Annotated in this window: 17 protein-coding genes; 11 read left to right on the top strand and 6 right to left on the bottom strand. The window is 64.5% G+C overall.

Annotated elements, in window-relative coordinates:
* The first annotated feature begins 166 nt into the window (after positions 1 to 166).
* The gene (locus HU772_RS05050) at positions 167 to 1,642 is read left to right on the top strand and encodes a helicase HerA-like domain-containing protein (RefSeq protein ID WP_186659323.1); all 1,476 of its coding nucleotides are present in this window, start codon (positions 167 to 169) and stop codon (positions 1,640 to 1,642) included.
* A gap of 208 nt (positions 1,643 to 1,850) precedes the next feature.
* On the opposite strand, the gene HU772_RS05055 is transcribed toward HU772_RS05050, so the two are convergent.
* Together HU772_RS05055 and HU772_RS05060 are read right to left on the bottom strand one after the other, a co-directional pair.
* Positions 1,851 to 3,323, bottom strand: coding sequence for an inorganic phosphate transporter (locus tag HU772_RS05055; RefSeq protein WP_186659322.1), 1,473 nt, complete (start codon positions 3,321 to 3,323; stop codon positions 1,851 to 1,853).
* 312 nt (positions 3,324 to 3,635) lie between these two features.
* A complete protein-coding gene (locus HU772_RS05060) occupies positions 3,636 to 3,836 on the bottom strand; it encodes a hypothetical protein (RefSeq protein ID WP_186659321.1) in 201 nt (66 codons plus the stop codon).
* Positions 3,837 to 4,406: 570 nt separating this feature from the next.
* Between HU772_RS05060 and pcaR the strand changes: the two genes are divergently transcribed.
* A complete protein-coding gene (gene pcaR, locus HU772_RS05065; protein ID WP_186659319.1) occupies positions 4,407 to 5,276 on the top strand; it encodes a pca regulon transcriptional regulator PcaR in 870 nt (289 codons plus the stop codon).
* Here pcaR and HU772_RS05070 read toward each other — a convergent pair.
* Positions 5,261 to 5,518, bottom strand: a complete 258-nt coding sequence (locus HU772_RS05070; RefSeq protein WP_186659317.1) for a hypothetical protein — start codon at positions 5,516 to 5,518, stop codon at positions 5,261 to 5,263. The two genes, pcaR and HU772_RS05070, sit on opposite strands and share 16 nt — an antisense overlap.
* 96 nt (positions 5,519 to 5,614) lie before the next feature.
* On the opposite strand from HU772_RS05070, the gene pcaK reads away from it, so the two are divergent.
* From pcaK to pcaC, 8 genes are all read left to right on the top strand, one after another.
* On the top strand, positions 5,615 to 6,961 hold the full coding sequence (gene pcaK / locus HU772_RS05075) for a 4-hydroxybenzoate transporter PcaK (protein WP_186659315.1): 1,347 nt from the start codon (positions 5,615 to 5,617) through the stop codon (positions 6,959 to 6,961).
* Between the two features lie 167 nt (positions 6,962 to 7,128).
* Positions 7,129 to 7,989, top strand: a complete 861-nt coding sequence (locus HU772_RS05080) for a CoA transferase subunit A (protein WP_186659313.1) — start codon at positions 7,129 to 7,131, stop codon at positions 7,987 to 7,989.
* The gene (locus HU772_RS05085) at positions 7,986 to 8,765 is read left to right on the top strand and encodes a CoA-transferase subunit beta (protein WP_186659311.1); all 780 of its coding nucleotides are present in this window, start codon (positions 7,986 to 7,988) and stop codon (positions 8,763 to 8,765) included. Before HU772_RS05080 ends, HU772_RS05085 begins: the two co-directional genes overlap by 4 nt.
* A complete protein-coding gene (pcaF, locus tag HU772_RS05090; RefSeq protein ID WP_186659389.1) occupies positions 8,762 to 9,967 on the top strand; it encodes a 3-oxoadipyl-CoA thiolase in 1,206 nt (401 codons plus the stop codon). Before HU772_RS05085 ends, pcaF begins: the two co-directional genes overlap by 4 nt.
* A gap of 186 nt (positions 9,968 to 10,153) precedes the next feature.
* Positions 10,154 to 11,443 carry an MFS family transporter gene (locus HU772_RS05095; RefSeq protein WP_186659309.1) on the top strand — a complete coding sequence of 430 codons (1,290 nt, stop codon included), beginning with the start codon at positions 10,154 to 10,156 and terminating at the stop codon, positions 11,441 to 11,443.
* A 9-nt stretch (positions 11,444 to 11,452) separates the two neighbouring features.
* Entirely contained in the window at positions 11,453 to 12,805 is a 1,353-nt protein-coding gene (locus tag HU772_RS05100) for a 3-carboxy-cis,cis-muconate cycloisomerase (protein WP_186659308.1), read from the top strand.
* Between the two features lie 12 nt (positions 12,806 to 12,817).
* A complete protein-coding gene (pcaD, locus tag HU772_RS05105; RefSeq protein ID WP_186659306.1) occupies positions 12,818 to 13,609 on the top strand; it encodes a 3-oxoadipate enol-lactonase in 792 nt (263 codons plus the stop codon).
* A gap of 10 nt (positions 13,610 to 13,619) precedes the next feature.
* Positions 13,620 to 14,021: a 4-carboxymuconolactone decarboxylase gene (gene pcaC / locus HU772_RS05110; RefSeq protein WP_186659304.1), complete on the top strand. Its 402-nt coding sequence runs from the start codon at positions 13,620 to 13,622 to the stop codon at positions 14,019 to 14,021.
* Positions 14,022 to 14,079: 58 nt separating this feature from the next.
* On the opposite strand, the gene HU772_RS05115 is transcribed toward pcaC, so the two are convergent.
* On the bottom strand, positions 14,080 to 14,604 hold the full coding sequence (locus HU772_RS05115; RefSeq protein WP_186659303.1) for an Mpo1 family 2-hydroxy fatty acid dioxygenase: 525 nt from the start codon (positions 14,602 to 14,604) through the stop codon (positions 14,080 to 14,082).
* Between the two features lie 92 nt (positions 14,605 to 14,696).
* Here HU772_RS05115 and HU772_RS05120 point away from each other — a divergent pair, with 92 nt between their 5' ends.
* A complete protein-coding gene (locus tag HU772_RS05120; RefSeq protein ID WP_186659301.1) occupies positions 14,697 to 15,383 on the top strand; it encodes a Crp/Fnr family transcriptional regulator in 687 nt (228 codons plus the stop codon).
* Here HU772_RS05120 and HU772_RS05125 read toward each other — a convergent pair.
* Both HU772_RS05125 and HU772_RS05130 read right to left on the bottom strand, forming a co-directional pair.
* Complete coding sequence (locus HU772_RS05125) at positions 15,283 to 16,266, bottom strand: LysR family transcriptional regulator (protein WP_186659299.1); 984 nt, start codon at positions 16,264 to 16,266, stop codon at positions 15,283 to 15,285. The two genes, HU772_RS05120 and HU772_RS05125, sit on opposite strands and share 101 nt — an antisense overlap.
* Before the next feature lie 210 nt (positions 16,267 to 16,476).
* Entirely contained in the window at positions 16,477 to 17,730 is a 1,254-nt protein-coding gene (locus tag HU772_RS05130; protein ID WP_186659297.1) for an OprD family porin, read from the bottom strand.
* Positions 17,731 to 17,739 lie beyond the last annotated feature (9 nt).

A 17,739-nucleotide genomic window follows, 5' to 3' on the forward strand; every position in this document is an offset into this window, starting at 1 on the left:
AGGCGTCCGCTAAGGTTTTGTTATCGGGTCGTTCGCACAAAGCACGGCTGGAAAACAGTGCAACATTTCCCGGGGTCCTTGTCGGGGTTGTTACTGTCTTTCTGGGGAGAATCATTTCGAAATATCGGCACATATGTGACAGAACTTGAGCAGGGGAATGATGAAGATGTCAGATTCTTCGCAAATGGTTGTAGGAGCAGGCCCTGACGGCCAGCCGGTATCCCAGGCCATGCGCCTGGCCAACCGCCATGGCCTGGTGGCGGGGGCCACCGGCACCGGCAAGACCGTCACCTTGCAGCACCTGGCCGAGCTGTTCAGCGATGCCGGGGTCGCGGTGTTCGCCGCCGACGTCAAGGGTGATCTGTGTGGCCTGGGCGCGGCCGGCGCGCCGCAGGGCAAGGTGGCCGAACGCATCGCCGGCATGCCCTGGCTGAACCACCGGCCCCAGGCATATCCGGTCAGCTTGTGGGATATCGCCGGGCAAACGGGGCATCCACTGCGTACCACAATGAGCGAGATGGGCCCCTTGTTGCTGGGCAACCTGCTGGAACTGACCGACAGCCAGCAGGCGGCCTTGTACGCCGCCTTCAAGGTGGCCGATCGCGAAGGCCTGTTGTTGCTCGACCTGAAAGACCTCAAGGCCTTGCTCGCTCACCTGAAGGACAACCCGCAGCTGCTCGGCGAGGACAGTGCGCTGATGACCAGCGCGTCGACCCAGGCCTTGCTGCGGCGCCTGGCGACCCTGGAGCAACAAGGCGCCGAGGCGCTGTTCGGTGAGCCTGCCCTGCAACTGGAAGACCTGCTGCGCCTGGATGGCGATGGCCGCGGGCGTATCCACCTGCTCGACGCCAGCCGCCTGGTGCATGATGCGCCCAAGGCCTACGCGACCTTCCTGCTGTGGTTGCTGGCCGAGCTGTTCGAGCAATTGCCTGAGCGCGGGGACGCCGACAAGCCGGTGCTGGCGTTGTTCTTCGACGAAGCGCACCTGCTGTTCAACGGTACGCCCAAGGCGTTGCAGGACCGTTTGGAGCAGGTCGTGCGCTTGATCCGCTCCAAGGGCGTGGGGGTGTACTTCGTCACCCAGTCGCCAGGCGACCTGCCGGACGCGGTGCTGGCCCAGCTGGGCCTGCGTATTCAGCATGGCTTGCGCGCATTCACGGCCAAGGAGCAGAAATCCCTGCGTGCGGTGGCCGATGGCTTCCGGCCGAACCCGGCGTTCGACAGCCTGGCGGTGCTCACTGAGCTGGGCATTGGCGAGGCACTGGTTGGGACCCTGGAGGAAAAGGGCACGCCAGCCATGGTCCAGCGGGTGCTTATCGCGCCACCGCAGTCGCGCATCGGGCCGTTGAGCGCGGCCGAGCGCAGCGCGTTGATCGCTTCGTCGCCGCTGGCCGGGCGTTATGACAAACCGATCGATCGCGAGTCGGCCTATGAGTTGCTGACCCAGCGCAAAGGCGAACCGGTGGAGCCGGCACCGCAGCCCAAGGCTGAGGAGGACAGTTTTGCCGACAAGGCTGGCGAGTTCCTGCAGAGTGCGGCAGGGCAGGCGATCAAGTCGGCGGTGCGCCAGGCGGCCAACCAGTTGGGCCGGCAGTTGGTGCGCGGCTTGATGGGGTCGTTGTTGGGGGGCAAGAAGCGCTAGGCCGTATCCATGCGTGTTTCCTGTAGGAGCCAGCCTTGCTGGCGAACCAGGCGACACGGTGGTTGGCACCGGCTGCGCCGGTGTTCGCGGGCAAGCCCGCTCCCACAGGGGCCGAGCCAGATTGAGGAATCCGCGCAGGCGCGCCAGGCGCCAGTGTAGCTGAACGAAAAAAGGCGCCCGAAGGCGCCTTTTTCTACAGCGGTATCACTCAGCCAATGGCCTTGGACGCCAGCCAGAACAGGCCGGCCGCCAGGCCCATCGACGCCGGCAGGGTCAATACCCAGGCCAGCAGGATGGTCTTCACGGTACCGCCTTGCAGGCCGCTCTTGTTGGCGACCATGGTACCGGCCACGCCCGACGACAAGACATGGGTGGTGGATACCGGCAGGCTGAAGATGTTGGCCATGCCGATGGCGCAGGCAGCGGTGATCTGTGCCGACATGCCCTGGGCATAGGTCATGCCCTGCTTGCCGATCTTCTCGCCGACGGTCAACACCACGCGCTTCCAGCCAACCATGGTGCCCAGGCCCAAAGCCAGGGCGACGGCGACGATCACCCAGAACGGGGCGTACTCGGTGGTGGCGGTCAGGTCCTTGCGCAGTTTTTCCAGGTCGGCCTTTTCACGGGCTTCCAGGCCTGGCAGCTTGCCAACTTTCTTCGCCGTGTCGTCCAGGCACAGCAGGTAACGACGCACTTCCACGCGCTTGTCGGCGCTCAGGTCGCGGTAGTCGGTCACGCCGGCGAGGGAGGACTGCAGGGCAGCGATGGTCGGCTCGGTCTGCTGCGGGTTGCAGCTGAACTGCTCCGGCAGATCGGTCGCCTTGGCCTTGCCCAGCGCCAGGAACTCACCCAGGGTAGCGGCGTTGCGCTGGTAGAACTGGCTCATGTGCAGGGTGGCGTCGCGGGTGCGTTCGATCTGGTAGGTAGTGCTGTTCAGATCGAGGACGAACTTGGCCGGAACAATACCGATCAGCACCAGCATGATCAGGCCGATGCCTTTCTGGCCATCGTTGGAGCCGTGCACGAAGCTTACGCCCATGGCCGAGATCACCAGGACCAGGCGGTTCCAGAACGGCGGGTGCTTCTTGTCGTCGAGCTTGCGGCGCTGGTCCGGGGTCTTGTGCATCTTCGACAGCGGGCGCCACCATTTCAGGCCGATCAGCACCAGCGCGGCAACGGCGAAGCCGGCCATGGGCGAGACCACCAGCGACAGGGCGATGTCGATCGCCTTCTGCCAGTTGACGCCATCGCCGAGGGGAATGTCGCTGAGCAGGGCATTGGCCAGGCCCACACCGAGGATCGAGCCGATCAGGGTGTGCGAGCTGGAGGCCGGGATGCCGAAGTACCAGGTGCCCAGGTTCCAGGTGATGGCCGCGGCCAGCAACGAGAAGACCATGGCCAGGCCGTGGCCGGTGTTCACATTGATCAGCAGTTCCACCGGCAGCAGGTGGACGATGGCATAGGCCACCCCGACACCGCCGAGCAAAACCCCGAGGAAGTTGAACACCCCGGAGAAGAACACGGCCAGGTGTGGCGGCATGGCTTTGGTATAGATGACGGTGGCTACCGCATTGGCGGTGTCATGAAAGCCATTGATGAACTCGAATGCGAGCACGAAGGTCAAAGCGAGCATCAGGCTCACGACGACCCAGGCATCCAGTCCGCTGAATAAATCGATCATGAAGGTTGTCTGGCGGTCTTAGGGGGGGCGGATTATGCCAGAAAACCATGGCAATCGATGCACCTGCCGCAGACCGATGGCTGCCGTGCATCCGTCCGTTGTTCCGCGCGAGCGTAGGCAAGGAGCTGAAATCCAAGCCGTAAAATCGGTTAATTTCCTTGAAAATCAAGGAAATGTAGTAAAGCTGAAAAGATGCTGATCATTCAAACGATTGTATGAAATTTGTGTAATTCCATTTCACCCAAGGCGATTTCGCACGAGATGTCTCGCGCCATGAGCCGTCGGCTGATGGCGCGATGAGATCGTTCGCGCTCAGTGCTCGTCCTGGCGCAAGTCTTTTTCCATCTTCTCCAGTTCCTGGGCGAACGCCTGGTCGAGGATGCTGGCGCGTTTGCGCCAAGGTTTGCGTTCCGGCTCCGGTTGTGCGGCATAAGTGGTGACTTCACCACCGTAAACATCCTTGTAACGTTCAGCCTGGCGCTCGAGTTCCGCGCGCAGTTCTTCTTTCGTCACAGTTGATACCTGAATAGGTTGAAGTGTGGCACGGGCAGGGCATACACAATCAATGTGCGGGTATCGCGCCAGTGCGAATATATCGTTGCATGAACACGCCGGTGCTGGCGTCGAGGGCAACTTGCAGGAGTGCCGGGGTTCGCTACCAGGCCTGCCACGTCTGGTGTAGGGGCAAGCGAGGTGGCAGCAACGAAAGTCTGCAGGTTGGATCCGTCTGTCAAATGCACAACCTGCGACGTCGATTATAGCAATCGATAACTCGAAGGCTATGGTTCTTTACCTGGCGCTGACAGAAGTTGTGAATGGCCAACCGTGAATATGTCATTACAGCGCGGCGAAAGTTCAAACGCATGAGGCGGCAAGTTCGCCATTGGCGGCCGGAAATGAAAACGGCCTCGCGGGTGGGCGAGGCCGTTGCCTGGGACTTCTGCGGTGGGTACCTGACCAGTCTCTCCAAAGAAGCCACATGTGGCAGGGGAAAGGTATAAGCAAAAGTGTCAGCGGTCAATTGCGATTATCGGCCGTTCGTTCGATAATCGCACGAGCTACCGTTTTCTTGAGGCAAGCCCCATGAGCGAAGAAACCAACGGCCCCGTGGCGAACGAGCCTGCGCGCAGCAACGCCTCGGCTCTGGCTCCGCCGATCGTGGCCTCGGCGGCCAAGCGGATCCAGGCGTTCACCGGTGACCCGGATTTCATGACGTCCCTGGCCCGTGGCCTGGCGGTAATTCAGGCATTCCAGGAACGCAAGCGCCACCTGACCATCGCCCAGATCAGCCACCGTACGGAAATTCCCCGCGCGGCGGTGCGCCGTTGCCTGCACACCCTGATGAAGCTTGGTTATGCCACCACTGACGGGCGCACCTATTCGCTATTGCCCAAGGTGCTGACCCTGGGCCATGCCTACCTCTCTTCCACGCCGCTGGCGGTGTCGGCCCAACCTTACCTGGACCGGATCAGCGACCAACTGCACGAAGCGGCCAACATGGCGACCCTGGAAGGGGACGACATCCTTTATATAGCGCGCTCAGCCACGGTCGAACGGCTGATCTCGGTCGACCTGTCGGTCGGCGGGCGATTGCCGGCCTATTGCACCTCGATGGGGCGCATTCTGTTGGCGGCGCTGGATGACGCCAGCCTGCACGAGTACCTGGATCGGGCCGACCTCAAGGCGCGGACCAGCCGTACCCTGCATGATGCGCAGTCGCTGCTGGCCTGTATCCAGCAGGTGCGGGAACAAGGCTGGTGCGTGGTGGATCAGGAGCTGGAGCAGGGCCTGCGTTCGATTGCCGTGCCGATCTACGATGCCTCGGGGCAGGTGCTGGCGGCGTTGAATGTCAGCACCCATGTGGGGCGGGTCAGTCGTGGCGAGCTGGAGCAGCGCTTCCTGCCGATCCTGTTGGCGGCCAGCCGTGACCTGTGCCATCAGTTGTTCGGCTGAAAATGCCGGTAGGATCTGGCCTTGCTGGCGAACACCGACGAAAGCGGTGCCTGGTTCTCCAGCAAGGCCAGTGCAATAACAGCGATCCTGTTCGATAAACGCACAGTGTTGCCTGCAACGAATTGCACCACCCCGGCTTGCTGATTAATGTCTGTCGCACGCGTCGGCTGCGCCGACCGGACAAGAACAACAAGCCCGAGGGCACCTTGATGAATACGCTCCCTTCGCTGTCGCAGTTGCACTCCGGCTAATTCTTCGCCGCGCTATCCGTTGTCTCCTGTTGCTGTGCATCGCTGATGCGCAGTAGCGTGCCTGCGCCTACCTTTCGGATAACAATAATGAACAAACCGCAATCCGCCGTCGGCCACTGCCTCGACGTCCAGTCCTTCATCAATGCCCAACCCTTGTCACGTTACCAATGGCGGGTAGTGATCCTGTGCTTCTTGATTGTCTTCCTCGATGGCCTGGATACCGCCGCCATGGGGTTCATCGCCCCGGCGTTGTCCCAGGAGTGGGGCATCGACCGTGCCAGCCTGGGTCCGGTGATGAGCGCCGCGTTGATCGGCATGGTGTTCGGCGCGCTGGGCTCCGGTCCCCTCGCCGACCGCTTTGGGCGCAAAGGCGTGCTGGTGGGGGCGGTATTGGTGTTCGGCGGGTTCAGCCTGGCCTCGGCCTATGCGAGTAACGTCGAGCAACTGCTGGTGCTGCGCTTTCTCACCGGGCTCGGCTTGGGCGCCGGCATGCCCAACGCCACCACGCTGCTTTCCGAATACACCCCCGAACGGCTCAAGTCGCTGCTGGTGACCAGCATGTTCTGCGGTTTCAACCTCGGCATGGCCGGTGGCGGGTTCATGTCCGCCAAGCTGATCCCGGCTTATGGCTGGCATAGCCTGCTGGTACTTGGCGGCGTGCTGCCGCTGCTGCTGGCGTTGGTGTTGCTGGTCTGGCTGCCGGAGTCGGCGCGTTTCCTGGTGGTGCGCAACCGGGGCAGCGACAAGGTGCGCAAGACCCTGGCGCCCATCGCGCCGGCACTGGTGGCCCAGGCTGCCAGCTTCAGCGTGCCAGAGCAGAAGGCGGTGGCGGCGCGCAACGTGTTCGCGGTGATCTTCTCCGGCACCTACGGCCTGGGCACTGTGCTGCTGTGGCTGACCTATTTCATGGGCCTGGTGATCGTCTATCTGCTGACCAGCTGGCTGCCGACGCTGATGCGCGACAGTGGCGCGAGCATGGAGCAGGCGGCGTTCATCGGCGCACTGTTCCAGTTTGGCGGCGTGCTCAGCGCGGTGGCGGTGGGCTGGGCGATGGACCGTTTCAATCCACACAAGGTGATCGGCATCTTCTACCTGCTGGCCGGCGTGTTTGCCTACGCGGTGGGGCAGAGCCTGGGCAACATCACCCTGTTGGCGACCCTGGTGCTGGTTGCGGGCATGTGTGTGAACGGCGCGCAATCGGCGATGCCGTCGCTGGCGGCGCGGTTCTATCCGACCCAGGGACGGGCGACCGGGGTGTCGTGGATGCTTGGCATCGGGCGTTTTGGCGCGATTCTCGGCGCCTGGAGCGGGGCGACACTGTTGGGTCTGGGGTGGACCTTCGAGCAGGTATTGACCGCACTGCTGGTGCCGGCGGCGCTGGCCACCATCGGCGTGGTGGTAAAGGGTTTGGTGAGCCACGCCGATGCGACCTGAGGTGATAGGGACGCGTTAAATAGCAGAGTAACAAATGGTTCGATAATCGCACGAAAGTGCGATTATCGGATTGTTGCCACCCCAACAGTCGCCGTAATCTGGGTCCATCGCAGCGACGCGAAGGCCCGCTGCTCACTGACTCGACTCGACCTGACCAGGAGTCTCCAATGGCAGCAATCCTCTCGCTTCACGAGGCTGTGAAGCAGTTCGTCCACGATGGCGACAGCGTCGCCCTCGAGGGCTTCACCCACTTGATCCCCACCGCCGCCGGCCACGAGATCATCCGCCAAGGCAAGCGCGACCTGACCTTGGTGCGCATGACTCCGGACCTGATCTACGACCAGCTGATCGGCGCCGGCTGCGCGCGCAAGCTGATCTTTTCCTGGGGCGGCAACCCGGGTGTCGGTTCGCTGCACCGCCTGCGCGACGCGGTGGAAAAACAGTGGCCGCACGCTATCGAGATCGAAGAACACAGCCATGCCGACCTGGCCAATGCCTATGTCGCCGGCGCTTCCGGCCTGCCGTTCGCCGTGCTGCGCGCCTACGCCGGATCCGACCTGCCGAAGGTCAACCCGCTGATCAAGAGCGTCACCTGTCCGTTCACCGGCGAGGTGCTCGCCGCCGTGCCCTCGGTGCGCCCGGACGTTACCGTGATTCACGCGCAAAAGGCCGACCGCAAGGGCAACGTGCTGCTGTGGGGCATCCTCGGCGTGCAGAAGGAAGCGGCCCTGGCGGCCAAGCGCTGCATTGTCACCGTCGAGGAGATCGTCGATGACCTGAACGCGCCGATGAATGCCTGCGTGTTGCCGACCTGGGCGCTCAGCGCGGTGTGCCTGGTGCCCGGTGGCGCCCACCCGTCCTACGCCCATGGCTACTACGAGCGCGACAACCGCTTCTACCAGGCCTGGGACCCGATTGCCCGCGACCGCGAGTCGTTCTGCGCCTGGATCGACAGCTATATCCGTGGCACCCGGGACTTCACCGAATTCCAGGCCAAGCTGGCCAGCACCGCGGAGGCCGCGCAATGAACTATTCCACCGCCGAAATGATGACCGTCGCCGCCGCCCGGCGCCTGCGCAACGGCGCTGTGTGCTTCGTCGGCATCGGCCTGCCGTCCAAGGCCGCCAACCTGGCGCGGCTGACCTCTTCGCCGGATGTGGTGCTGATCTACGAATCCGGCCCGATCGGCGCCAAGCCCAGCGTGTTGCCACTGTCGATCGGCGACGGCGAGCTGGCCGAGACCGCCGATACCGTGGTGCCGACCGGCGAGATCTTCCGCTACTGGCTGCAGGGGGGGCGTATCGATGTCGGTTTCCTCGGCGCGGCCCAGGTCGACCGCTTCGGCAATATCAATACCACCGTGGTCGGCGACTACCATGCGCCCAAGACCCGCCTGCCGGGTGCTGGCGGCGCGCCGGAGATCGCCGGTTCCGCCAAGCAGGTGCTGATCATCCTCAAGCAGTCGCCGCGCGCCTTCGTTGACAAGCTCGACTTCATCACCTCGGTCGGCCATGGCGAAGGTGGCGACTCGCGCAAACGTCTGGGCCTGCCCGGCGAGGGGCCGGTCGGCATCATCACCGACCTGTGCATCATGGCGCCGGAGGAGGGCACCCACGAGTTCGTGGTCACCTCGATCCACCCAGGCGTGACCCGTGAGCAGATCGTCGCCGCCACTGGTTGGGCGATCCGCTTCGCCGACAACGTGCAGCAGACCGCCGCGCCGAGCGATGCCGAACTTTGCGCCTTGCGCGACCTCGAGGCGCGCACCGCCGCCGCCCATGGCCAGACCGCAGGAGAAGCCTGATGCGCGACGTATTCATCTGTGACGCCGTGCGTACACCCATTGGCCGCTTTGGCGGCGCCCTGGCCGGGGTGCGTGCCGACGACCTGGCGGCGGTGCCGCTGAAGGCGCTGATCGAGCGCAACCCAAGCGTGCGTTGGGACCAGCTCGATGAAGTGTTCCTTGGCTGCGCCAACCAGGCCGGCGAGGACAACCGCAACGTGGCGCGCATGGCGCTGTTGCTGGCCGGCCTGCCGCAGAGCGTTCCCGGCGTGACCCTAAACCGTTTGTGCGCCTCGGGCATGGACGCCATCGGCACCGCCTTCCGTGCCATTGCCAGTGGCGAGATGGAACTGGCCATTGCCGGCGGCGTCGAGTCGATGTCCCGCGCGCCGTTCGTCATGGGCAAGGCCGAAAGCGGTTACGCGCGCAACATGAAGCTGGAGGACACCACCATTGGCTGGCGCTTCATCAACCCCTTGATGAAAGCCCAGTACGGCGTGGACGCGATGCCTGAGACCGCCGACAACGTCGCCGATGACTACCAGGTGTCGCGCGCCGATCAGGACGCCTTCGCCCTGCGCAGCCAGCAGAAGGCCGCTGCCGCCCAGGCCGCCGGCTATTTTGCCGAGGAGATCGTGCCGGTGCGTATTACCCACAAGAAAGGCGAGACCCTGGTCGAGCAGGATGAACACCTGCGTGCGGATACCACGCTGGAGGCTTTGAGCAGGCTCAAGCCCGTCAACGGCCCGGACAAGACGGTCACCGCAGGCAACGCCTCGGGCGTCAACGATGGCGCCGCCGCGCTGATCCTGGCCTCGGCCGAGGCGGTGAAGAAACATGGCCTGACCCCACGTGCCCGGGTGCTGGGCATGGCCAGCGCCGGCGTTGCGCCGCGGGTGATGGGCATCGGCCCGGTGCCGGCGGTGCGCAAGCTGACCGAGCGCCTGGGCGTGGCGGTGAACGATTTCGATGTCATCGAACTCAACGAGGCGTTTGCCAGCCAGGGCCTGGCGGTGCTGCGCGAGCTGGGCGTGGCGGACGATGCGCCGCAAGTGAACCCCAATGGTGGTGCGATCGCCCTCGGCCATCCGCTGGGCATGAGCGGCGCGCGGCTGGTGCTGACGGCGTTGCACCAGCTGGAGAAAAGCGGCGGGCGCAAAGGGCTGGCGACCATGTGTGTGGGCGTCGGTCAGGGCCTGGCGTTGGCCATCGAGCGGGTCTGATTGGTGCCGGCCTCTTCGCGGGTAAACCCGCTCCCACAGGGAACCACGCAACCCCTGTGGGAGCGGGTTTACCCGCGAAGAGGCCGGACCTGTAAGACACAAGGCGAATGGTCAATGCTGTGGCGGAACAAGATTGTTACTGGGTATGTCTAGACTTTGCAGTGACCTCCCAGGAGTAAAAACACCATGACTTCCAGCTATTACACCGGCGAAGAACGCAGCAAGCGCATCTTCGCCATCGTCGGCGCCTCGTCGGGCAATCTGGTGGAATGGTTCGACTTCTATGTCTATGCCTTCTGCGCCATCTATTTCGCCCCGGCATTCTTCCCTTCCGACGACCCGACGGTACAGTTGCTCAATACTGCCGGCGTGTTCGCCGCCGGTTTTCTGATGCGGCCCATCGGCGGCTGGGTCTTCGGCCGCCTGGCCGACCGCCACGGGCGCAAGAACTCGCTGATGATCTCGGTGCTGATGATGTGCGGCGGTTCGCTGATCATTGCCTGCCTGCCCACCTACGCCAGCATCGGCGCCTGGGCGCCAGCCCTGCTGTTGCTGGCGCGGTTGATCCAGGGGCTGTCGGTAGGCGGCGAATACGGCACCACCGCCACCTACATGAGTGAAGTGGCGCTGCGCGGCCAGCGCGGGTTCTTCGCCTCGTTCCAGTACGTGACCCTGATCGGCGGCCAGTTGCTGGCGGTGCTGGTGGTGGTGATCCTGCAGCAACTGCTCAGCGAGGACGAACTGCGCGCATACGGCTGGCGCATTCCGTTCGTGGTCGGTGCCATCGCCGCGTTGATCTCGCTGATGCTGCGTCGCTCGCTGAAAGAGACCAGCAGCGCCGAGACCCGTCAGGACAAGGACGCCGGTACCATCCGTGGGCTGTTCCGCAACCACGCCGCAGCCTTTGTCACGGTGCTGGGCTATACCGCCGGTGGTTCGCTGATTTTCTACACCTTCACCACCTACATGCAGAAGTATCTGGTCAACACCGCGGGGATGAACGCCAAGAGCGCCAGTTTCGTGATGACCGGCGCGCTGTTCCTGTTCATGGTCCTGCAGCCGGTGTTCGGCATGCTCTCCGACCGCATCGGCCGGCGTAACTCGATGCTGCTGTTCGGTGCCTTGGGCACGCTCTTCACCGTGCCGCTGCTGATGGCGCTGAAGACCGTGACCAGCCCGTTCCTGGCCTTCGTGCTGGTCAGCCTGGCCTTGTGCATCGTCAGCTTCTACACCTCGATCAGCGGCCTGGTGAAGGCCGAGATGTTCCCGCCGCAGGTACGCGCGCTGGGTGTCGGGCTGGCCTATGCGGTGGCCAACGCGGTGTTCGGTGGCTCGGCCGAGTACGTGGCCCTGGGCTTGAAAACCCTGGGGATGGAGAACACCTTCTACTGGTACGTGACGGCCATGATGGCCGTGGCCTTCCTGTTCAGCCTGCGCCTGCCCAAGCAGGCGGCGTATCTGCACCATGACCATTAAGGACGTTGCATGAGCCACCAACTGTTCGATGCCTATTTCACCGCCCCGGCCATGGGCGAGGTGTTCTCCGATCGTGGGCGGCTGCAGGGCATGCTCGATTTCGAGGCAGCCCTGGCCCGTGCCGAGGCTGGTGTCGGGCTGGTGCCGCACACGGCGGTAATGGCCATCGAGGCGGCCTGCAAGGCCGAGCGCTACGATGCGCGGGCCTTGGCCGATGCCATCGCCGTGGCCGGCAATTCGGCGATTCCGCTGGTCAAGGCACTGGGCAAGGTGGTCGCCAGCGGCGTGCCCGAGGCTGAGCGCTACGTGCACCTGGGCGCGACCAGTCAGGACGCGATGGACACCGGGCTGGTGCTGCAACTGCGCGAGGCCCTGGCGCTGCTCGACAGCGACCTCGCCAAGTTGGCTGATACCCTGGCGCGGCAGGCATTGCAGCATGCCGACACACCGATGGTGGGACGCACCTGGCTGCAACATGCCACGCCAGTGACCCTGGGGATGAAGTTGGCGAGCGTGCTTGGCGCCCTGACCCGTCATCGCCAGCGCCTCAAGGAACTGCGTCCGCGCCTTCTGGTGCTGCAGTTCGGTGGCGCCTCGGGCAGCCTGGCGGCGCTGGGCAGCAAGGCATTGCCGGTGGCCGAGGCCCTGGCCGAACAATTGCGCCTGCACTTGCCCGAGCAGCCCTGGCATACCCAGCGCGATCGCTTGGTGGAATTTGCCATGGTGTTGGGCCTGGTCGCCGGCAGCCTGGGCAAGTTCGGCCGCGATGTCAGCCTGCTGATGCAGACCGAGGCGGCTGAGCTGTTCGAGCCGGCCGCGCCGGGCAAGGGCGGCTCCTCGACCATGCCGCACAAACGCAACCCGGTCGGCGCGGCGGTGCTGATCAGCGCCGCGACGCGCGTACCGGGCCTGGTTTCGACCCTGCTGGTCGCCATGCCCCAGGAGCATGAGCGCAGCCTTGGCCTGTGGCATGCCGAATGGGAAACCCTGCCGCAGATCTGTTGCCTGGTCTCTGGCGCGCTGCGCCAGGCCCAGGTGATCGCCGAGGGCATGACGGTGGATGCCACGCGCATGCGCGACAACCTCGACCTGACCCAAGGGCTGGTTCTGGCCGAAGCCGTGAGCATCGTGCTCGCCCAGCGTCTGGGGCGCGAGCGTGCCCATCATCTGCTGGAGCAATGCTGCCAACGCGCGGTGGCCGAGCGCCGTCACCTGCGCGCGGTGCTCGGCGAGGAGCCGCAAGTCAGCGCCGAGTTGACGGCCGATGAGCTCGACCGCCTGCTCGACCCGGCCCATTACCTCGGCCAGGCGCGTGTCTGGGTGGCGCGCGCCGTGGCCGAACACCAACATTTCACTGCCTGAAAGGAGACCGCTGTGGCGCACGTGCAACTGGCCGATGGCGTACTGCATTACCAACTCGATGGCCCGGCCGATGCCCCGGTGCTGGTGCTGTCCAACTCGCTGGGGACCGATCTGCGTATGTGGGATGAGCAAGTGCCGATATGGACCGAGCACTTTCGGGTATTGCGCCACGACACCCGTGGCCATGGCGAGTCGCTGGTCACCGAGGGACCTTACAGCATCGAACAATTGGGGGGCGACGTCCTGGCGCTGCTCGATGCGTTGGACATCGAGCAGGCCCATTTCGTTGGCCTGTCCATGGGCGGGTTGGTTGGTCAGTGGCTGGGTATCAACGCCGGCAGCCGTCTGCTCAGCCTGACCTTGTGCAACACCGCGGCTAAGATCGCCAGCGACGAGGTGTGGAACAGCCGCATCGACACCGTGCTCAAGGGCGGTCGTCAGGCCATGCTCGATCTGCGCGATGCGTCCATCGCCCGTTGGTTCACCCCGGCCTTCGCCGAGGCGCGGCCGGCTGCAGCCCAGCGCATCTGCCAGATGCTGGCGCACACCTCGCCCGAGGGCTACGCGGCCAACTGCGCGGCGGTGCGCGACGCCGATATGCGCGACCAGCTCAACCATATTCAGGTCCCGACCCTGATCGTGGCCGGCAGCGCCGACGCGGTGACTACCCCGGCGCATGGCCGTTTCCTGCAGGCGGGTATCCTTGGTGCCGAGTACATCGAGTTCGCCGCCGCGCACCTGTCCAATGTCGAGGTCGGCGCGCCGTTCAGCCGCCGTGTGCTCGATTTTCTGCGCAGCCGCTGAGGAGTCCACCGTGGACGAGAAACAACGCTACGAGGCGGGCATGCAAGTGCGCCGCGCGGTGCTGGGCGATGCCCATGTGGACCGCAGCCTGGAGAAGCTCAACGACTTCAACGGCGAATTCCAGGAGATGATCACCCGCCATGCCTGGGGGGATATCTGGACTCGCCCCGGCTTGCCGCGGCATACCCGCAGCCTGATCACCATCGCCATGCTGATTGGCATGAACCGTAACGACGAGCTCAAGCTGCACCTGCGCGCGGCGGCCAATAACGGCGTGACGCGCGAAGAGATCAAGGAAGTGATCATGCAGAGCGCGATCTATTGCGGGATTCCAGCGGCCAACGCCACTTTCCACCTGGCCGAGTCGGTGTGGGATGAGCTGGGGGTGGAGTCGCGTACCCAGGTGACTTGAGGGATTGCCGGGGCTGCTGCGCAGCCCATCGCGACACAAGGCCCCAGCATTTTCCTGGTTAGATCGCTGCTTTCTTCTGGCGGATCGCCACTGGCCCGGCATTGGCCTCCACGGCCTTCTTCAAGTCGGTGCACAGTCCCAACATGAACGCCAGCTCCGCCACCACGAACAGTGGCCCGATGATCAAGCCACTGAGGTCATCGACGAACGCCGGCTTGCGCCCCTCATACCAGTGCCCGACGAACTGGATGATCCAGCCCACCACGAACGCGCCCAGCCCGGCGCTCAGCCATAATCCGGTGTCTTGCACCGCCAGTGCCTGCCCGGCCCACAGGCACAGGCCCAGCAGCAGCCCCATCAGCAGGCCGAAGCGCAAGTCCAGGCGCAGGTAGAACCACACCGACCAGACCGCCAGCAGCAAGGCCGGTGACAGCCACAGCCCGGCGACCTCCCAGCCAGGGCGCGACAGCAGGATGGTCACCGCCAGCACGATCAGCGGAATGCCGACGAAATGGGTGGCGATGTTGCGTGGGTCGCGGTGGTAGGCCGCGTATTGACTCAGGTGCTCGACGAGGTTTTTCATTGTTGTTCCTCCATCAGGGGTGAGCGCAGCATGCCCCTGTTCATCCATCGTCGTCTGTCGCCTGGCCGACAGAGTCCGCTTTGCGAGGCGCCATGCTCGATCCGCGTACCCAGTTGTTGCATGGCCAGTGGTTTCGCCAGTTGCCCATTACCTTTCAGGATAGCCTGCTGGCCTTGGGGCGCCCCCGCGAACTGACGCCGGGGCAGTGCCTGTTCCAGCGCGGCGATGCGCCCTGTGGGCTGTATGCGGTACTTGAGGGGGCGATGCGGGTCGGCGCGGTCAGCAGCGAGGGCAAGGAGGCGTTGCTGACGCTGGTCGAACCACCGCATTGGTTTGGCGAGATCAGCCTGTTCGATGGTCAGCCGCGCACCCATGACGCCTTCGCCGAAGGGCAGACGCGCCTGCTGTGGATTCCCCAGGCGCCGCTGCTCGAATGGTTGGCGCGTGAGCCGGCGTGCTGGCGCGAGCTCGCCTTGTTGATGAGCCACAAGCTGCGTTGGCTATTCGTCGCCCTGGAGCAGCAGAGCCTGCTGGCCGCCGCGCCACGACTGGCCCATCGCCTGTTGCAGATTGCCGAGGGCTACGGCGAGCGCGATGTCGCCCAGTGGCGTCTGCAGCTCTCTCAGGAGCAGTTGGCGCTGATGCTGTCGCTGTCGCGCCAGACCATCAACCAGATTCTCAGGAACCTCGAGCAGTCCGGCGTGGTGCGCCTGGGCTATGGCGAGGTGGAGATCGTCGATGTGCCTCGCTTGCGGGCGCTGGCGCAGCATCCAGGCTGACCAGGGTATCGATCATCGCCCGCGCGGCGGGAGGCAGGCGGTAGCCGCTGCGGCTGACCACGCCGCAACGCACGCTCAGCACCTCCAGCCCCGGCGGCAGGTTGCGCCAGTGCAGGCGCACCAGGGTACCGCTGGCCAGGTCGTCGGCCACTGCTTCCTCGCTGGCGCTGCCGATGGCGTCGCTGGCCAGCACCACGCTGCGCAGTACGGCCAGGTGTTCGGTCTGCAGGTGCGGGGTGAAGTCGCTGCGCCCGCTAAGGTTGGCCAGGCGCTTGCGCACACCCGGGGCGAGCAGGGCGCTGGCCAGTGGGTAGGCGAACAGGTCGTTGGTCGACAGGCTGTCCTTGGCCAGCAGCGGGTGGCCGGGGCGGCAGAAAAACAGACCGGGACGCGGGTTGAGCGCTTCGGTGTGGAAGTTCGGGTCGGCCTCGAAGGGGCGGATGTCGTCGACGAAGAACTCGATCTGTTCGCGGCGCAGGGCCTGGCCCAGGCGTTCGGCATTGTCCACCAGCAGCGCCGTGCGGATGCCTGGGTGCCGTTCGATGAACTGGCGCAGGGCCTCGGGCACCAGCCGCGCGGCCAGGGCCGGGCCACTGCCGAAATGCAGCTCGCCGGCGTCGAGCTTGGTCATCTGCAGTACTTCGTTGTTCAGCTGGGCGGCACCTTGGACCAGGCGGCGGGCGTGCTGCAGCACCACCTGGCCCTCGGGAGTGGGGGGCAGGGCCTTGTTGCCACGCTCGACCAGGGCGCAGCCAAAGGCCTGTTCCAGGCCCTGGATGGCACGACTGAACGCTGGCTGGGTGATGCCCATGGCTTCGGCGGCACGGACGAAACTGCGGTATTCGGTGAGGGCGATGAAGTAGCGCAGTTGGCGGAGGTCCATGCTCGGGCTCTGGTGCGGGGATCAGGGCTCGGTTTTAGCGTCTGCTGTATATAACGTCAAAGAATGTTATTTGATTTATATATGTCATTTAGGAATTTAACTGGGCTGCTGGCCCTTTCGCGGGTAAACCCGCTCCCACAGATACTGCACTGAATCGAAAGCAGTGACAGTCCTGTGGGAGCGGGTTTACCCGCGAAGAGGCCGGATCGGTCACAGCAGATTCAGCGGATAGCTCACGATCAGGCGGTTCTCGTCAAATGCATTGCTGCTGAAGTCCCGGCGCATCGTGGAGTTGCGCCATTTCAGCGACAGGTCCTTGAATGCCCCGGCCTGGATCACATAGGCCAGTTCGCTTTCCCGCGCCCATTCCTTGCCATCGTCGACGGCGCTGGTATGCACGTTGTCACCCTTGATATAGCGGTTCATCATAGTCAGCCCAGGAATGCCCAGGGTGACGAAGTTGAAGTCGTGGCGCAGCTGCCAGGAGCGCTCCTTGGCATTGTCGAAGCTGGCGTTGTAGCTGTCGTTGGCCAGGGTGCCGCCGCTGGTGCCGTTGACCCGCATCCAGGCATCGTCGCCGCTGACCTTCTGCAGGCCGATGTAGAAGGTGTGGCCCTGGTAGCGCGCCGAGAGCAGCGCCGAGGCCGTGCGGTTGTCGAGTTTGCCGGCACGTTCGCTGCCGTCTTCCTTGCCGGTGAAGTAGCCGAGATTGGCGCCGAGGGTCCAGTCGCCCAGCGCTTGGCTGTGCACCAGGTTCAGGTATTGCTGGCGATAGATGTCCTTGAGCCGGGCATCCCACAGGCCGACCATCGTGCGCTTGTCGTTGAAGGTGTATTCGCCGCCGGCAAAGTTGAAGCGGTCGGAGGTGATGCCGGCGCGACCTTGCATGAACATGTCCTCCATGCTCGCGTCATTGCGCGGGCTGTTGCCGCGGAACTGGCCGGCATAGACGGTCAGGCCGTCGATCTCCCGCGAGGTGAGCTGGCCACCGCGGAAGGTCTGCGGCAACGAGCGGCCATCGTCGGAGCGCAGGATCGGCAGCACCGGCATCCATTCGCCGATTTTCAGTTCGGTTTGCGACAGGCGCGATTTCAGCGCCACGCCCAGGCGCCCGAAGTCATCGGCGGGGCGGCCATCGTCATGCACCGGCAGCAGGTGGGTACCGGCGGTGCCCTTGCCGCCGTCGAGCTTCACCGAATACAGCCCCAGCACATCGACGCCGAAGCCGACGGTGCCCTGGGTGAAGCCGGAGCGGGCGTCGAGGATGAAGCTCTGGGTCCATTCCTCGGCCTTGCCCTGGGGGTTGGTCGGGTCGACGAAGTTGCGGTTGATGTAGAAGTTGCGCAGGTTGAGGCTGGCCTTGGCGTCTTGCAGGAAACCGCCTTCGGCGGCGACGGCGGGCAGGGTGCAGGATAAGGCCAACAGGCCCGGCAGCAGCTGGCGTGCAGGTTGCAAAGTGCTCATCTGTCGTGG

It is taken from the genome of Pseudomonas xantholysinigenes, assembly GCF_014268885.2.
GTDB classification, from domain to species: domain Bacteria; phylum Pseudomonadota; class Gammaproteobacteria; order Pseudomonadales; family Pseudomonadaceae; genus Aquipseudomonas; species Aquipseudomonas xantholysinigenes.